The sequence below is a fragment of the Bradyrhizobium sp. USDA 4341 genome (genome assembly GCF_054063755.1).
This window is the reverse complement of record NZ_JBSSGO010000002.1, coordinates 1163695-1180165: the sequence shown is the minus strand read 5'-3', so window position 1 is coordinate 1180165 and position 16471 is coordinate 1163695. Positions and strand designations below refer to the sequence as shown.

Genomic DNA, 16471 nt, shown 5'->3' with positions numbered 1-16471 from the left:
TGTTCCATGAGGCCTTTTCAATGTGGACCATGCCGCCCACCGATTCGGTGCTGCACGTGCTCTCGTTCATTGCCGTTGCGGCGCAATCGATGACGGCGGCGCTGGCGGCGGGCAGACGCAGCATGGATTGGGCCGGCGTCTGCATGTTAGGGGCGATCACCGCGCTCGGCGGCGGTACCATCCGCGACGTGCTGCTCGGGCATTACCCGCTGCTCTGGGTCGCGCATCCGATCTACCTTGCGATCGCGGCGGCCGGCGCCTTCGCCACCATCCTGCTGGCGCGGCTGGTACACCGACTCAATCTCGCATTCCTGGTGCTCGATGCGATCGGGCTTGTGGTGTTCACCATGGCCGGCTGCGACGTGGCCTGGCAGGTCGACGCCTCGCTGCCGATCGTGATCGTCTCCGGCATGATCACCGGCTGCGCCGGCGGCGTGCTGCGCGACATCCTCTGCAATGATGTGCCGCTGCTGTTTCGCAGCGAGCTCTACGCCAGCGTCTCGGTGGTGACGGGGCTGTTCTATGCGACCGCCTTCGGGCTGCAGCTCAACGACTGGCTCTGGACCGGGCTGACCTTCGTGCTCGGCCTGACGTTCCGGATGCTGGCGATCCGCTACAAATGGGAGATGCCGAAATTCGTCTTCAGCGGCGAGGAGCGCTGAACGGCTACTTCGCCGTCCGCGCCTTCGCGACCTCGTCCGCGCTCACGGCCGGCGCCGCATTGCCCCAGGCATTGCGGATATAGGTCGCGACATCGGCGACCTCCTGGTCGGTGAGTTTTGGATAGGCCGGCATCGAGCCTGCGTTCGGCGCGCGCGGCGTGGTCAGGGTCTGCGCACCGTCAAGGATGATGCGCAGCGTGCTCGCCGGGTTGGCCGATTGCAGATTGGCGTTGCCGGGCAGCGGTGGATAGATCCGCGGCGCGCCGGAGCCGTCGAGTTCATGGCAGGCGACGCAGGCGCCGCGATAGATCCGCTCGCCGTCGGTCATCTGCGCCGGCGAGGGCGGGGTGACCGCAGGCTCCGGCGCGCCGGCCGGCAGGCTCTTCAGATAGACCGCGATCGCGCGCACATCGGCGTCGCTCATCTTCGAGGTTGAATTGACCACCACCTCGGACATCAACGGGCCGGCATGGCTGTGCCCGTTGCGGCCGCTCTGCAGATACTCGGCAATGTCAGCGGTGCTCCATGATTTCAGCCCGCTGCGCTCGGCGCCATCGAGCCTGGGCGCGAATATGCTCTGGACCATGCTGCCGCCGAACGCCTGGTCGTGCTTGTCGGCGCCGAAGGCATTCTTCGGCGTATGGCAGACGCCGCAATGGGCGAGGGCCTCGACAAGGTAGCGGCCGCGATTCCATTCCGCGGTCTTGCCCTGGTCCGGCTGGATGATGCCCGGCTTGAAAAACGTGGCGTTCCAGGCCCGCATCAGCCCGCGATAGTTGAGCGGCCAGTGCAGCTCCGGCGGCGGTGCCTTGTTGCTGACCGGTGCCAGCGTCGTGAGATAGGCGCGGATCGCCAGGATGTCGTCGCGGATCAGCTTGGTGAAATAAGGGTAGGGGAAGGCGGGATAATAGTGCGCCCCGCTTGGCGAGACGCCCATCCGCAGCGCGCGGAGGAAATCGTCGTCGCTCCAGCCGCCGATGCCGGTATCGCGGTCGGGCGTCAGGTTCGGCGAGAACACCGCACCGAATGGCGTGTCGATCCGCTTGCCCCCGGCGAACGGCTTCGCCGGATCGACTGTGTGGCAGCTTGCGCAGTCGCCGGCGATCGCGAGCGCCTTGCCGCGGGCGACGACGTCGTCGGTTGGCGCGGCGGTGCATTCGCGAACCGCGAACGCACTGCACAACAGCAGGGGGACCAGAATCGCACCGGCCGTTCGACGTTGTCGCCGCATCCATTCACCTTCCGGTCCACAAGACGCGTTACGCCATTTCGCCGCGGGCCTGTCCTGCGACAGAAACCGAAACGGCGCTCCGATATTCCCGGCACTAAGTTGCGATTTTTGAGCGACGGGCTTGGTCGCCCAGAATTGTGCTGCGCGGGCCGGAAAATCCGACATAGACTGGTTCTAACAAGTTCGGATGACTAGCCAAAAAGCAGGCGTCGCGACCAGCGCAAAGAGGGCTAAATGGGAATCAACCAAGGGCCTATCAGCCTCGACCAGAAATACACCCAAGGCACCGGTCACGTCTTCATGACCGGCATCCAGGCGCTGGTCCGCCTGCCCATGGCGCAGATCAGACGCGACCGCGCCGCAGGCCTCAACACCGCCGGCTTCATCTCCGGCTATCGCGGTTCCCCCCTCGGCGGTTACGACCAGCAGCTGTTCGCCGCCCGCAAGCATCTCGAACAGTACAACATCAAATTCCAGCCCGGCGTGAACGAGGACCTCGCGGCCACCGCGATCTGGGGTTCGCAGCAGCTCGCCCTGTCGCCCGGCGCCAAGTACGATGGCGCGGTCGGCATCTGGTACGGCAAGGGCCCCGGCGTCGACCGCTGCGGCGACGTCTTCCGCCACGGCAATGCGGCGGGCTCCGCCAAGCATGGCGGCGTGCTCTGCCTTGCCGGCGACGATCACGGCGCAAAGTCGTCCACCGTCCCGCATCAGTCCGACCACGCCTTCATCTCCGCGCTGATGCCCTACCTCTACCCCTCCAGCATCCACGAAATGATCGAGATGGGCCTGCTGGGCATCGCGATGTCGCGCTACTCGGGCTGCTGGGTCGGCATGAAGGTGATCACCGAGACGGTCGAGACCACGGCCGAGATCGACCTCACCGACGAGATGACGCCGTTCATCATCCCGGCCGATTTCGAGCTGCCGCCGGGCGGTCTCAACATCCGCTGGCCCGACGACCGGTTCGAGCAGGATCGCCGGCTGCAGGACTACAAGGGCTTTGCCGCGATCGCCTTTGCCCGCGCCAACAAGGTCAACCGCGTCACGATGGATTCGCCGAACGCGCGCTACGGCATCATGGCTTCGGGCAAGAGCTACGAGGACATCCGCCAGGCGTTGCGTGAGCTCGGCATCACGCCCGAGATCGCCGCCAAGATCGGCATCCGCCTCTACAAGATCGGCATGCCCTGGCCGCTGGAGCCGGAAGGCGTGCGCAACTTCGCCGTCGGCCTCGAAGAGATCTTCATCGTCGAAGAGCGCCGCGAGATCGTCGAGAACCAGGTCAAGCAGGAGCTGTTCAACTGGCGCGACGACGTGCGCCCGCGCATCGTCGGCAAGATGGACGATCACGACAAGCGCTTCCTGACCTTCGCCGCCGAGCTCAGCGTGGCCTCGCTTGCAAGCTCGCTCACCGAGCGGCTGCTTCGACTTAATCTCAATCCTGAAATCGCCGAGATGCTGCGCGCCAAGGCCGACTGGTTCAACGGCCGCCAGTCGTCGCAGATGCAGGCGACGGCGCCCGTCAGCCGCACGCCGTATTTCTGCTCGGGTTGTCCGCACAATACCTCGACCAAGGTGCCGGAAGGCAGCCGTGCGCTCGGCGGCATCGGCTGCCACTTCATGGCGCTGTGGATGAACCGCTCGACCGAGACCTTCACCCATATGGGCGGCGAGGGCGTGCCGTGGGTCGGCATCGCGCCGTTCACCAACGAGAACCACATCTTCGCCAATCTCGGCGACGGGACTTATTTCCACTCCGGCATTCTGGCGATCCGCCAATCGATCGCCTCCAAGGCCAACATCACCTACAAGATCCTCTACAACGACGCCGTCGCCATGACCGGCGGCCAGCACCACGACGGCGATCTGTCGCCGCAGAAGATCACCTTCCAGCTGCACGCCGAAGGCATTCGCGAGATCTACCTGGTCTCGGAAAACCCGGGTTCTTATCCGGCCGACACGATTGCGCCCGGCGTCAAGCTGTTCCATCGCGACGAGCTCGAGAACGTCCAGAAGATGTGCCGCGACACCAAGGGCACCTCGGCGATCGTGTTCGTGCAGACCTGCGCCGCGGAAAAGCGCCGTCGCCGCAAGCGCGGCCTGATGGAGGATCCGGCGCGCCGCGTGCTGATCAATCCTGCCGTCTGCGAAGGCTGCGGCGACTGCTCGGTGCAGTCGAACTGCATCTCGGTCGAGCCGCTGGAGACGGAGTTGGGGCGCAAGCGCACCATCAACCAGTCGACCTGCAACAAGGACTATTCCTGCGTGAAGGGCTTTTGCCCGTCCTTCGTCACGGTCGATGGCGGCACCCTCAAGCGGCGCGCACCCACCGAGCTTGGCGATATCGGCGTCTTGCCGGAGCCGGCCTCGAAGCCTGCGCTCGACCGGCCCTACAACATCGCGGTCGGCGGCGTCGGCGGCACCGGCGTGCTGACGATCGGCGCACTGCTCGGCATGGCCGCGCATATCGAGGGCAAGGCCTCGATGATCCTCGACATGTCCGGCCTCGCGCAGAAGGGCGGCGCGGTGCTCAGCCATGTGCGGCTGTCCGAGCACACCGCTGATGTGACCTGCTCGCGTATCGTGACCGGCACGGCCGATCTCGTGCTCGCGGCGGACGAAGTCGTCGCGGTGTCGAAGGACACGATCACGCTGTGCGATGCGAGCCGCACCGTCGGCGTCATCAACAGCCACATCATCCCGACCGCGGATTTCATCCTCAACCGCGACTTCAACTTCCAGAGCCGCAAGGTCAACAGCGTGCTGGAGACCGAACTGCGCAAGGACTCTGCATTCTTCGACTTCACCAAGCCGGCCGAAGCGCTGCTCGGCGACTCCATTGCCACCAACATCATGATGATGGGCTTTGCCTATCAGCGCGGGTTGCTGCCGCTGTCGGCGGAATCGATCCAGCAGGCGATCGAGGTCAACGGCGTCTCGATCAAGATGAACACGCAGGCGTTCCAGCTCGGACGTCTGGCCGCGGCCGATCCGGCGCGGCTCGCCGCGATGATGAAGGGGCAGGATGACGACGTCGCGCCGGCAAGGTCGCTGGATGCGATGTCGCTCGACGAGATCATCACCCACCGCATGGCGCTTCTGACCGGCTACCAGAACGCGCGTTTGGCAAAACGCTACCGCAAGCTGGTCGATCAGGTCCGTGACACCGCCACCAAGGGCGGCTATGGCGAGGCGCTGCCGCGCGCGGTCGCGATCAACTACGCCAAGCTGCTCGCCTACAAGGACGAGTATGAGGTGGCGCGGCTGTTCACCGACGGCCGCTTCGAGAAGCAGCTGCGCGACCAGTTCGAGGGCGACTTCAAGTTCAACTTCAATCTCGCTCCGCCGATCCTCGGCGGCGGGCTCGATGCGCAGGGCCGTCCGAAGAAGCGTGCCTTCGGGCCGTGGATGATGTCGGCCTTCAAGGTGATGGCGCGATTCCGCTTCCTGCGCGGCACGCCGCTCGACATCTTCGGCTACAACGCCGACCGCAAGCTCGAGCGCGATCTGATCGCGGGCTACGAGAAGGATGTCGCGACGGTGCTGACCCTGCTGTCGCCGCTCAACCACGACATCGCGGTCGAATTGCTGTCGCTGCCCGACCGCATCCGCGGCTATGGCCCTGTGAAGGACAAGGCGATCAAGGAGGCGAAGGTTCGCTACGCGCAACTCGCCGCCGACCTCGCCAACCCGCCGCCCGCGCCGCGGCAGATGGCGGCGGAGTAGGTGCCACATATTCAACGTCGTCCCGGGCAAGCGGAGCGCGACCCGGGACCCATAACCACTACAGTTCATTGTTGCGCGATGCTGGGGCCACAGCCTTATCTCGCAACGCAGCCCTGTGGCTATGGGTCCCGGCCTTCGCCGGGACGACATCCGTTTTGGGGCGCGCATAGTGTGCGCTCTCGCAGTCTCGCCTGACGGAATATTTCCGCGCTTGCCAAGGTCGCGCCGTCGGTTCAGAAAAACGCTGGAGCGAGAAACGCCAGCGGAGAGCGATTTGACCATCAAGGGCAAGGCCTACATTGCCGGGATCTACGAGCATCCCACCCGGCATGCACCCGATAAATCAACAGCACAGCTGCACGCCGAGGTCGCCAAGGGTGCGATTGAGGATGCCGGGCTCACCAAGGACGACATCGACGGCTATTTCTGCGCCGGCGACGCACCGGGCGGGTTGTGGCCGATGGTCGATTATCTCGGTCTCAACACCAAGAAGCTGCGTCACGTCGATTCCACCGAGACCGGTGGCTGTTCCTATCTGATCCATCTCGGTCACGCCGCCGAGGCGATCGCCGCGGGCAAGTGTTCGGTCGCGCTGGTTACGCTCGCAGGCAAGCCGCGCACCGGCCCGATGCCGCCGCGCGCCTCCGGCGCCGAGGCGGACTTCGAATTGGCTTACGGGGCTACCACGCACAATGCCTATGGCATGTGTGCCATGCGCCATATGCACGACTACGGCACCACCTCCGAGCAGCTCGCCTGGATCAAGGTCGCGGCCTCGCATCACGCGCAATACAATCCGCACGCGATGCTGAAGGAGGTCGTGACCGTCGAGGACGTCTTGAACTCGCCGATGATCTCGGACCCGCTGCACCGGATGGATTGCTGCGTCGTCACCGATGGCGGCGGCGCGATGATCGTGACCACGCCCGAGATCGCGAAGAGCCTGAAGAAGCCGCTGGTGCGCCTGATCGGCCATGGCGAGGCGGCGAAGGGCCCGCGCGGCGGCAAGGATCTCGATCTGACGTATTCCGCCGGCGTGTGGTCCGGCCCGCGCGCCTTCGAAGAAGCGGGCGTGACGCCGAAGGACATCAAATACGCCTCGATCTATGACAGCTTCACCATCACCGTGCTGATGCAGCTCGAGGATCTCGGCTTCTGCAAGAAGGGCGAGGGCGGCAGGTTCGTCGCCGACGGCAATTTGATCTCGGGCGTCGGCAAGCTGCCGTTCAACACCGATGGCGGCGGCCTGTGCAGCAATCATCCCGTCAATCGCGGCGGCATGACGAAGATCCTCGAGGCGGTGCGCCAGTTGCGCGGCGAGGCGCATCCGAAGGTGCAGGTCAAAAACTGCGACCTCGCGATCGCCCACGGCACCGGCGGTCTGCTCGGCGTTCGCCACGCCGCCTCAACCTGCATTCTGGAGCGTGCGTGATGTCTGAAGCCAAGAAGTACAATGCCCCGGTCACCAATCCGGAGACCGCGCCGTTCTGGGAAGCGGCGAAGGCAGGCAAGTTCATGATCAAGCGCTGCACGACCTGCGGCGAAGCGCACTACTTCCCGCGCGCGATCTGCCCGTTCTGCTTCTCCGACAAGACGGTGTGGGAAGAGTCGAGCGGCGAGGCCACGGTCTACACCTACAGCCTGATGCGGAAGGCGCCGACCGGTCCGTATGCGATCGCGTATGTGACGCTGAAGGAAGGTCCGTCGCTGCAGACCAACATCGTCGATTGCGATCTGGAGAAGGTGAAGATCGGCCAGAAGGTGAAGGTGGTGTGGAAGCCGACCGACGGCGCGCCGCTGCCGTTCTTCACGCCGGCCTGATTTTACCCTCTCCCCGTGTGGGAGAGGGTGCCTTCGCTGAAGGCGAAGGCGGGTGAGGGGTCTCTCTCCGCGCAATGAGTCTCTCTGCGGCGCGAACCCCTTACCGAAGCGAGTTTGTGACGACTGCCGGTCCAGCCCTCTCCCATAAGGGGAGAGGGCACATCAATTGGCAGCGCAAAGCGACAAAAGAGTTCGGGGAGAAAACAACAATGCCAATCGTGTACGAACAGCTGATGGCCCTGAAGAACCTCGGCCAGAAATACAGCTACAGCGATCGCGACGTGATGCTCTATGCCTATGGCATCGGGCTCGGCGCCGATCCGATGGACGAGAACGAGCTCGCTTTCGTCAATGAGGGCGTGCTGACGCCGCGTCCGCTCAAGGTGGTGCCGACGTTCGCGTCGGTCGCGGCCTGGGGCGCCGGCCCCGGCGAGATGAATCTCAACCGCGTGATGGTGGTCGACGGCGAGCGCGACATTACCTTCCACAAGCCGTTCGCGACCGCGGCCCACATCACGGCCGACTCGACCGTGCTCGACGTGTTCGACAAGGGCAAGGACAAGGGCGCGGTGATCCGTCACCAGACCGTGCTGAAGGACGAGAAGGGCGACAAGCTTGCCACCCTCGTCGCCTCGCGCTTCGCCCGCGGCGACGGCGGCTTCGGCGGCCCGTCGGACGGGCAGCCCGAACCGCACAAGGTGCCAGAGCGCGCGCCCGACAAGGTGGTCGACATCACGACGCGGCCCGACCAGGCGCTGATCTACCGGCTCTGCGGCGACCGCAACCCGCTGCACTCCGATCCCGCGTTCGCCCAGAAGGCTGGCTTCCCGCGGCCGATCCTGCACGGCATGTGCACCTACGGCATCACCTGCCGCGGCGTGCTGCAGACCTATGCCGATTACGATCCGTCCGCCTTCAAGCAGCACGCGGCGCGGTTCTCCTCGCCGGTGTTTCCCGGCGAGACCGTGACGATGGAGCTGTGGAAGGACGGCAACGTGGTGTCGTTCGAAGCCAAGGTGAAGTCGCGCGGCGTCACCGTGATCAAGAGCGGCAAGACGGTGCTGGCGTAGCAACACGGTGCGGCCGTCGGCTCCCTCGCCCCGCTCTTGCGGGGATAGGGTGGGGTGAGGGGCTTTCTCCGCAACGGTGGTCTGCGGACAGACCTGTACCCGCTCACCCGGATCGCATCTAGCGATGCGATCCGACCTCTCCCCGCAAGCGGGGCGAGGTAAGGAAGAGCAACAAGAAAGGGAGAAACGACCATGGGATTACTCGACGGCAAGGTGGCGCTGATCACGGGCGCCGGCGGCGGACTTGGTGAAGCCTACGCGAAGCTGTTTGCGCGCGAGGGCGCGGCGGTGGTGGTCAACGATCTCGGCGGCCCGCGCGACGGCTCGGGCTCGGACAAGTCGATGGCCGACAGAGTGGTCGATGCGATCAAGGCCGAGGGCGGTCGCGCGGTCGCCAACGGCGCCGACATCTCGACCTTGGCCGGCGGCCAGTCGGTGTTCGACGACGCCATCAAGCATTTCGGCCGCGCCGACATCCTGGTCAACAACGCCGGCATCCTGCTCGACGAGACCTTCCACAAGGCCAAGGAAGCGAACTGGGACAGGGTGATGAAGGTGCATCTGAAGGGCACCTTCTGCTGCACCCAGCCGGTGTTCAAATGGATGCGCGACAATGGCGGCGGCGTCATCGTCAACACGTCCTCGACCTCGGGCCTGATCGGCAATTTCGGCCAGACCAATTACGGCGCCGCCAAGGGCGGCATCTGGGGCCTCTCCAACGTGCTGGCGATCGAGGGCCGCAAGTACAACATCCGGATCTGGACGCTGGCGCCCGGCGCCCTGACCCGCATGACCGCGGACCTGCCGCGCTACAAGGAGAACCCGGGTGCAGCGCTCGGCCCGGACGGCATCGCACCGGCCGTGCTCTACATGGTCAGCGATTTGTCGGGCGACCAGACCGGCAAGGTTCTCGGCGTCTCGGGCCCGCGCGGCGTCCGCGAAATGCGGATGATGGAAATGGAGGGCTGGACGCCGCCGTTCACGGGATGGAAGGCCGAGGATATCGTCACCCACGCCAAGGAGATCTTCTTCTCCGAGGAGGACATCAAGAAGTCGGCGCGGCGGTTCAAGTAGACAAGGTGTCTTTCCGGCCCGACGCGCGGCGTCGGACCGGAATCCATAACCCTCGCCCGGAATGGGGCTTCCGCGGTGCGCAATGGCGCATCGGGGAATGAGGCTGTATAGAGGGCGGAAACAGACGAGGCATCCATGACAAAACTCACCGCCCAGGCCGCAGGAACCTTTGCGATCGCGCCGACCCCGTTCCACGACGACGGCCGCATCGACGAGGCGTCGATCGACCGGCTGACCGATTTCTACACCGAGGTCGGCTGCGACGGCGTCACGGTGCTGGGCATTCTGGGCGAGGCGCCGAAGCTCGATGCCGTCGAGGCGGAGCAGGTCGCGCTGCGCTTCGTCAAGCGCGCCAAGAAGCTTCAGGTGATCGTCGGAGTCTCGGCGCCCGGCTTTGCCACGATGCGCTCGCTGGCGAAGAAATCGATGGACGCGGGCGCCGCCGGCGTCATGATCGCGCCGCCGCCGCATCTGCGTACCGACGACCAGATCATCGGGTACTTCAAGCAGGCGCAGGAGGCGATCGGCGACGATATTCCCTGGGTGCTGCAGGACTATCCGCTGACGCTCACGGTCGTGTTTACGCCCGCGGTGATCCGCAAGATCGTGATGGATTCGCCGTCCTGCGTGATGCTCAAGCACGAGGACTGGCCGGGCCTCGAGAAGATCTCGACCCTGCGCAACTTCCAGAAGGACGGCTCGCTGCGGCCGCTGTCGATCCTGGTCGGCAATGGCGGCCTGTTCCTCGATTTCGAGATGGAGCGCGGCGCCGACGGCGCGATGACCGGCTATGCCTTCCCCGAGCTCCTGATCGATGTCGTCAATTTGTCGAAGGCCGGAAAACGCGATGCCGCGCATGATCTGTTCGACGCGCATCTGCCGCTGATCCGCTACGAGCAGCAGCCCGGCGTTGGGCTGACCGTGCGAAAATACGTGCTGCAGAAGCGCGGCATCATTTCCTCCAGCGCGCAGCGCAAGCCGGGTGCGGTCATCACGCCGCAGGCGAGGGCGGAGGTCGACTATCTGCTCTCCCGCGTGGCGCGCGTCGACCGTCGCGCCAATCTGCAACCGCAATCCAGCGCAGCAGGCCAGTAATGACCGAGATCGTCGCCCCGCGCCTTGCTTCGACCGTGCTGCTGCTGCGTGACGGAACGTCGTCCGAAATTGAAGTCTTCATGATGGTCCGCCATCACCAGATCGAGTTCAACTCGGGTGCGCTGGTGTTTCCGGGCGGCAGCGTCGACAAGAACGACAAGGAGATCGCTGCCGATCCCGCGCTCTATTCGGGCGGGGAAGGGCTCGACGGCGACGCGCTCGGTTTCCGCATCGCCGCGATCCGCGAAACCTTCGAGGAGAGCGGCATCCTGCTGGCGCGGCCGCGGGGGTCGAAGGATCTGGTCGACGCCGGGCGTGCGAACGACATCGCGACCGCGCATCGTGCGGCGTTGAACGAAGGCAAGATCAGCTTCCTCAAGGTGCTGTCAGACAACGGCATGGTGCTCGCGCTCGACGAGCTCGTGCCGTATGCGCACTGGATCACGCCCGAAGGCATGCCGAAGCGCTTCGACACCTGGTTCTTCCCTCGCCGCAGCGCCGCCTGAGCAGCTCGGTGCCCATGACGGCAAGGAATCGACCGACTCGATCTGGGTGTCGACGCGGGAGGCGCTGGAGGGCGGCGTGACCGGCCGCTTCAAGCTGCCGTTCCCGACCACGCGCAACCTGATCAGGCTCGGCAAGCAGCCGAACGTCGGTGCCGCGCTCGCCGACAGCAAGGGCAAGCCGATCGTCGCCGTGATGCCCGTGATGACCAAGACCGCCACCGGCCGCCAGCTCCGGATCCCCAAGGAAGCGGGCTACGACGGCGAGGTGTTCGACGTTGGCGCGCTGGGCTGAGCTCCCGCGGACCAGAGCCGCGATACTTCGGCGAGCATCGAAGTATAGCCTCCAGAAGCTCGCTATAACCACGTCAATCACCGCGCTGGGCCAACAGCCCGGCGCAAAGGAACTGACGTGGCAACATCTCTCGACGCGGCAATATCTCTCGAAGCCCACCTGACGCTGCCCGGCAGCGATGACACGCTGCTGCTGCGGCACTGGCCGGGCGCGGGCGATCCCGTGCTTTACGTTCACGGCGCGACGTTTCCCTCTGCGCTGTCGGTCGGCTATCGCTTTGGCGGGCGGTCCTGGGCGGACGATCTCAATGCCGCGAGCTTCGACGTCTGGGGTTTCGATTTCACAGGCTTCGGCGGCTCGAGCAGGCCGCGGCAGATGTCGATGCCCGCAAGCGGGGTCGCGCCGCTCGGCCGAGCGCCGGAAGCCGCCGTTCAGGTCAATGCGGTCGTCGATCACATCCGCAAGGTGCGCGCGGGTGCGCCGGTTCATATCGTCGCGCATTCATGGGGCACGATGGCGGCCGGCCGTTTTGCAGCCGATCGTCCGGATGCCGTCGGCCGCCTCGTGCTGTTCGGGCCGATCGTCCGGCGGGAGCTGGAGGGGCTGCCACTCCCCGAGAGCGTCGGCGCATGGCGCGAGGTCACCATCGCGGATCAATTGAAGCGATTTGTCGAGGACGTCCCACCGTCGCATTCGCCGGTGCTGATCGAGCCTGACCTCGCCGAGTGGGGGCCGGCCTATCTGGCAAGCGATGCCGGTGCGGCCGAACGCAATCCGCCGGCCGTCCGGATTCCGAACGGGCCCCAGGCCGACATCATCGCCGCGATGTCGGGGCAGCTCCCTTACGACCCGCGCTGCGTCCAGGCTCCCACGCTGATTGTCCGCGGTGAATGGGACAACCTTTGCCAGGATGCCGACGCAGCCTGGCTGACACGTGCGCTGGGCGCCTCGCAGAAGGCCGATGTCGTCGTGCCGAGGGCAACGCATTTGATGCATCTTGAACACGGACGCGAAGGTCTGTTTGCGGCGACCGCCGCTTGGCTCGCAAGGAGCGCGTCGTGAGCGGCCCCGCGACTGGCGACGCGCGCCAGCCCCCTATGGGCTTCGAGCTGGCGCTGCTGCTCGCGCTCGCCACCCTCTGGGGCGGCTCCTACACCTTCATCAAGCTCGGCGTCGCGACCATTCCGCCGATCACGCTGATCGCGGCGCGGACCGCAATCGCGGGGCTCTTGCTGCTCGTCATCATGCGGATGCGCGGCGTGACCATGCCGACGGACGGCGCGACCTGGCGCCGCTTCATCTTCCAGGCCTGCCTCAACAGCGTGATCCCGTGGACACTGATCGCCTGGGGCGAACGCTTCGTCGATGCCGGGCTCGCCACCATCCTGAATTCGGCCTCGCCGATCTTCACCTTCCTGTTCACGGCGGCGATCACCCGCCACGAGGCCGCGAGCCCACGCAAGCTGTTCGGGGTGATTGCCGGCATGGCCGGCATCTGCCTGATCGTCGGCGTCGATGCATTCCGCGATCTCGGGGAGGGCATCGTGGCCGAGGTCGCGATCGTCGCCGCCACCATCTGCTACGCCTGCGCCGCGATCTTCAGCCGCGGCTTCAAGGGGCTCGATCCGATGGCGCCGGCCGCGGGCTCCCTGATCGCGGGCGCGGCGGTGCTGATTCCGCTCAGCCTCGCCGTCGAACGGCCCTGGACGTTGACGCCATCGACCAGCTCGCTGCTCGCCTTGCTGGCGCTTGCGGTGTTCTCGACCGCGATCGCCTTCGTGATCTACTTCCGCCTGATCCAGACCTTGGGCTCGGTCGGCACCACCGCGCAGGCCTATCTGCGGGTGCCGATCGGAGTTGGGCTCAGCGTCGTTTTTCTGGGCGAACGGCTGAGCCCGACGACGTGGCTCGGGCTCGCCTGCGTCGTGATCGGCGTCGCCGCGATGACGATTCCTGCGCGAAGGATCACCACGGCTTGAGGTCATCGCCGCGATGGCGATCCCGGCGCCGAAGGCTGCCGGCACCTGATGTCCTGTCTCCCGAAACCGGCTGCCGGCTGGATGTCCCCGGATGCGTTACGGAGGCCGGCATCCCGCCGGACGAGGCCTGATGCTGCCCTGTGTCGGAATCGGCCACCGGCGGCCCCCGGGTGACACGGGTCACACCGCCGGCCGGCGAGGGGCTTCAGCATGTTTCCCCAAAGCCCGTAATTTCCCGTATATTGGGGCGCATTGGACCCCGGCCTTGATGACATGACCGCTGAATTGCCGCCGAATTCGCAAGCGCCGCGTGCGTTCTCCCTCTCCATTGGCCAGCTCACGTTCGGCAGCTTCCTGCTGGTGCTGGCTGTGATCATCATCACGTCCACGGCCAGCGTGATCGCGATCCGGCACATCGATACGACCTTCGCCGAGCTGCAGCGGCTGCAAAGCGTCGGCGACATCGCCGAGGACATCGATCGTCGCACCAACGAGTTGCGGCTGGCGGCGCGGGACTTCGTCACCGAGCCCGGAAACCAGTCGGCCCAGGTCGCAGAGGCGGCCCAGTCGCTGAGCGAGATCCTGAAGAAGACCCGGATCGAGCTGGCGCCCGAGCAGCAGGACATGATCGACGGCGTCACCCAGCGGCTGGCGACCTATCGCAGCGGGATCGAGCGCATCTCGGCGCTGCTCAGCCGCCGCGCCGAGATCGTCGCCGGGCTGCCGCCGCTGCGCGACGCGTTCGACAAGGCGGTCGCCGCGAGCAATGATGCGGTGCTGGCCAACACGCTGTCGCAGGCGCAGAGCCGCATTGCCACCGCGCTCCTGGCGCACAACACGTCGGCCGCCGAGCAGGCCGCGCAAAGCATGCGGGCGATGACCATCGCTGAACCCGCCCTGCGCGGCGCGGTCGACAATTATGCCGAGGCGATCAGCGCGATTTCAGTGCGCGAGGGCCAGATCGCCGACATCGACCGCGAGGTGCTCGGCGCCGAAGGCCGCCTGATCCAGAAGGTCACCGAGCTGCTGCGCGAGCTCAGCTCGCGCCGCGGCCATGTGCTGTCGCGCGATTTCGCCCGCACGCTGGCTGAGGCCAAATGGCAGAGCATCGTGCTCGGCACGGCGGGGGTGCTGATCGGCCTGTTCGCTTCGGTGCTGGTGGTTCGCCGCACCGTTCGCCCGCTCGCCAGGATCGCCGGATCGATCCGCAAGGTCGCGGGCGGCGAGAAGAGCGCGTTCATTCCCGGCGCCGACCTCGACAACGAGATCGGCGACATCGCGCGCGCCGCCGAAGTGTTCCGCCAGACCCTGGTCGACGCCGACAGCGCGCGCGAGGCCGCACTGCGCGCGCTCGCCGAGCAGCGGCTCGCCGAGGAGAGCTATCACAAGCTGTTCGAGGCATCCGTCGACGGCATCTATGTCACGACGCCGGGCGGCGCGCTGCTCAACGCCAATCCGGCGCTGGCGCGGATGATGGGCTATGCCACGCCGCAGGACCTGATCAACGGCATCGGAGACATCGCCTCCACCGTCTATGTCGATCCGGCGGCACGGGAGCAGTACCAGCAGCTGATGCGGCGCGACGGCACGGTGCGCGACTACGAGTATCAGGTGCGCTCGCGCGACGGCACCGTGCTGTGGCTGTCCGATTCCGCGACCGTCGTACGCAACGACGAGGGCGAGGTGATCCGCTACGAGGGCACGGTGCGCGACATCACCGACCAGAAGCGCGCCGAAGATGCCATCGCCGAAGGCCGCCGGCTGTTGCAGATGGTCATCGACACGGTGCCCGCCGTCATCAACGTCAAGGAACGCAACCTGCGCTACGTGCTGATGAACCGCTACATGGCGGGCATCTTCGGCATCGAGCCGCAGGACGCGATCGGCCAGACCACCGCCGAGCTGATGTCGCGTTACGGCGCAGCCAAGACCGACGAGAACGACAAGCGCGTCCTGTCGGCGCGCCGCGAGCTTGGTTTCTATGAAGAGGAGTACAAGGACGCAGCCGGCAACATGCGGCAATGGCTCGTCAACAAGCTGCCGATCCTCGATGCCCAGGGCGACATCGAGAACATCGTCACGGTCGCTCTCGACATCGGCGAGCGCAAGCGCTCCGAACAGGAGATGCGCAAGGCGAGGGATTCCGCGGAGGCTGCGCTGCGCAATCTGCGGGAAACCCAGAATTCGCTGATCGAGGCCGAGAAGCTCGCCGCGCTCGGCCGCCTGGTCGCCGGCGTCGCCCATGAGGTCAACAATCCCGTCGGCATCAGCCTCACGGTGGCCTCCGCGCTGGAACGCAAGACCGCGAACTTCGCGATCCAGGTCGAGCGCGGCGACCTGCGCCGCTCGAGCCTCAACGACTTCCTGAACACCGCGCGGGATGCCTCGTCGCAGCTGGTCGCCAATCTGAACCGCGCCGCGGAGCTGATCCAGTCGTTCAAGCAGGTCGCCGCCGACCGCAACTATTCGGACCAGCGTACCTTCGATCTCGGCGATCTCACCGAGCAGGTGGTGATGAGTCTGCGGCCCGGCCTGCGCAAGCACAATCTGACGCTCAACGTCGATTGCGAGCCGAACCTGATCATGAATTCCTATCCGGGACCGTATGGCCAGGTGCTGACCAACCTGTTCCTCAACGCGGTCGCGCATGCGTTCCCGGACGGCAAGGCCGGCGAGGTCGAGATCCAGGTGCACGCCTCCGGCAACGACTATGTCGAGGTGATCTTCGCCGACAATGGCTGCGGCATGAGCCTCGACGTGCGCCGCCGCGCCTTCGATCCGTTCTTCACGACGCGGCGCGACCAGGGCGGCACCGGGCTCGGGCTGCACATCGTCTACAGCGTCGTCACCACGCGCCTCGGCGGCCGGCTCTCGCTCGATTCCGCACCGGGCAACGGCACCCGCATCCAGATGATCCTGCCGCGCGTCGCGCCGCTGGAGCAGGCGGCGGAGTAGGCCTAAGGCGCGGTGGCTTGATCGGCTCGTGCTCTAGTTCCGTCATCCTGAGGCGCG

General features: G+C 65.9%; 11 protein-coding genes and 1 pseudogene. 11 read left to right on the top strand and 1 reads right to left on the bottom strand.

Translation table 11 applies throughout. From position 1 onward, the window contains the following. Positions 1-20 precede the first annotated feature (20 nt). Positions 21-662: a trimeric intracellular cation channel family protein gene (locus ACVIGB_RS11440; protein WP_456725199.1), complete on the top strand. Its 642-nt coding sequence runs from the start codon at positions 21-23 to the stop codon at positions 660-662. A 4-nt stretch (positions 663-666) separates the two neighbouring features. Here the strand turns inward: ACVIGB_RS11440 and ACVIGB_RS11435 are convergent, their stop codons facing one another. Beyond that, positions 667-1893 carry a c-type cytochrome gene (locus tag ACVIGB_RS11435; protein WP_456749140.1) on the bottom strand — a complete coding sequence of 409 codons (1227 nt, stop codon included), beginning with the start codon at positions 1891-1893 and terminating at the stop codon, positions 667-669. 234 nt (positions 1894-2127) lie between these two features. Between ACVIGB_RS11435 and ACVIGB_RS11430 the strand changes: the two genes are divergently transcribed. The 10 genes and pseudogenes from ACVIGB_RS11430 (at position 2128) to ACVIGB_RS11385 (ending at position 16414) form a co-directional block, all read left to right on the top strand. Continuing rightward, positions 2128-5622: an indolepyruvate ferredoxin oxidoreductase family protein gene (locus ACVIGB_RS11430; protein WP_456722599.1), complete on the top strand. Its 3495-nt coding sequence runs from the start codon at positions 2128-2130 to the stop codon at positions 5620-5622. A gap of 274 nt (positions 5623-5896) precedes the next feature. Continuing rightward, positions 5897-7054, top strand: coding sequence for a thiolase domain-containing protein (locus ACVIGB_RS11425; protein WP_456722600.1), 1158 nt, complete (start codon positions 5897-5899; stop codon positions 7052-7054). Further along, positions 7054-7443, top strand: coding sequence for a Zn-ribbon domain-containing OB-fold protein (locus ACVIGB_RS11420; RefSeq protein ID WP_456722601.1), 390 nt, complete (start codon positions 7054-7056; stop codon positions 7441-7443). Before ACVIGB_RS11425 ends, ACVIGB_RS11420 begins: the two co-directional genes overlap by 1 nt. A 209-nt stretch (positions 7444-7652) precedes the next feature. After that, positions 7653-8513: a MaoC/PaaZ C-terminal domain-containing protein gene (locus ACVIGB_RS11415; RefSeq protein WP_456722602.1), complete on the top strand. Its 861-nt coding sequence runs from the start codon at positions 7653-7655 to the stop codon at positions 8511-8513. A gap of 192 nt (positions 8514-8705) precedes the next feature. Then, positions 8706-9587 carry an SDR family oxidoreductase gene (locus tag ACVIGB_RS11410; protein WP_456722603.1) on the top strand — a complete coding sequence of 294 codons (882 nt, stop codon included), beginning with the start codon at positions 8706-8708 and terminating at the stop codon, positions 9585-9587. A 135-nt stretch (positions 9588-9722) separates the two neighbouring features. Beyond that, complete coding sequence (locus tag ACVIGB_RS11405; protein ID WP_456722604.1) at positions 9723-10682, top strand: dihydrodipicolinate synthase family protein; 960 nt, start codon at positions 9723-9725, stop codon at positions 10680-10682. Beyond that, a pseudogene (locus ACVIGB_RS11400) lies at positions 10682-11480 on the top strand (NUDIX hydrolase). Before ACVIGB_RS11405 ends, ACVIGB_RS11400 begins: the two are co-directional and overlap by 1 nt. Before the next feature lie 117 nt (positions 11481-11597). Continuing rightward, positions 11598-12542, top strand: coding sequence for an alpha/beta hydrolase (locus ACVIGB_RS11395; RefSeq protein ID WP_456722606.1), 945 nt, complete (start codon positions 11598-11600; stop codon positions 12540-12542). A gap of 35 nt (positions 12543-12577) precedes the next feature. After that, positions 12578-13459, top strand: a complete 882-nt coding sequence (locus tag ACVIGB_RS11390; protein ID WP_456749372.1) for a DMT family transporter — start codon at positions 12578-12580, stop codon at positions 13457-13459. A gap of 273 nt (positions 13460-13732) precedes the next feature. Further along, positions 13733-16414: a PAS domain S-box protein gene (locus ACVIGB_RS11385; RefSeq protein WP_456722607.1), complete on the top strand. Its 2682-nt coding sequence runs from the start codon at positions 13733-13735 to the stop codon at positions 16412-16414. Positions 16415-16471: the final 57 nt, after the last annotated feature.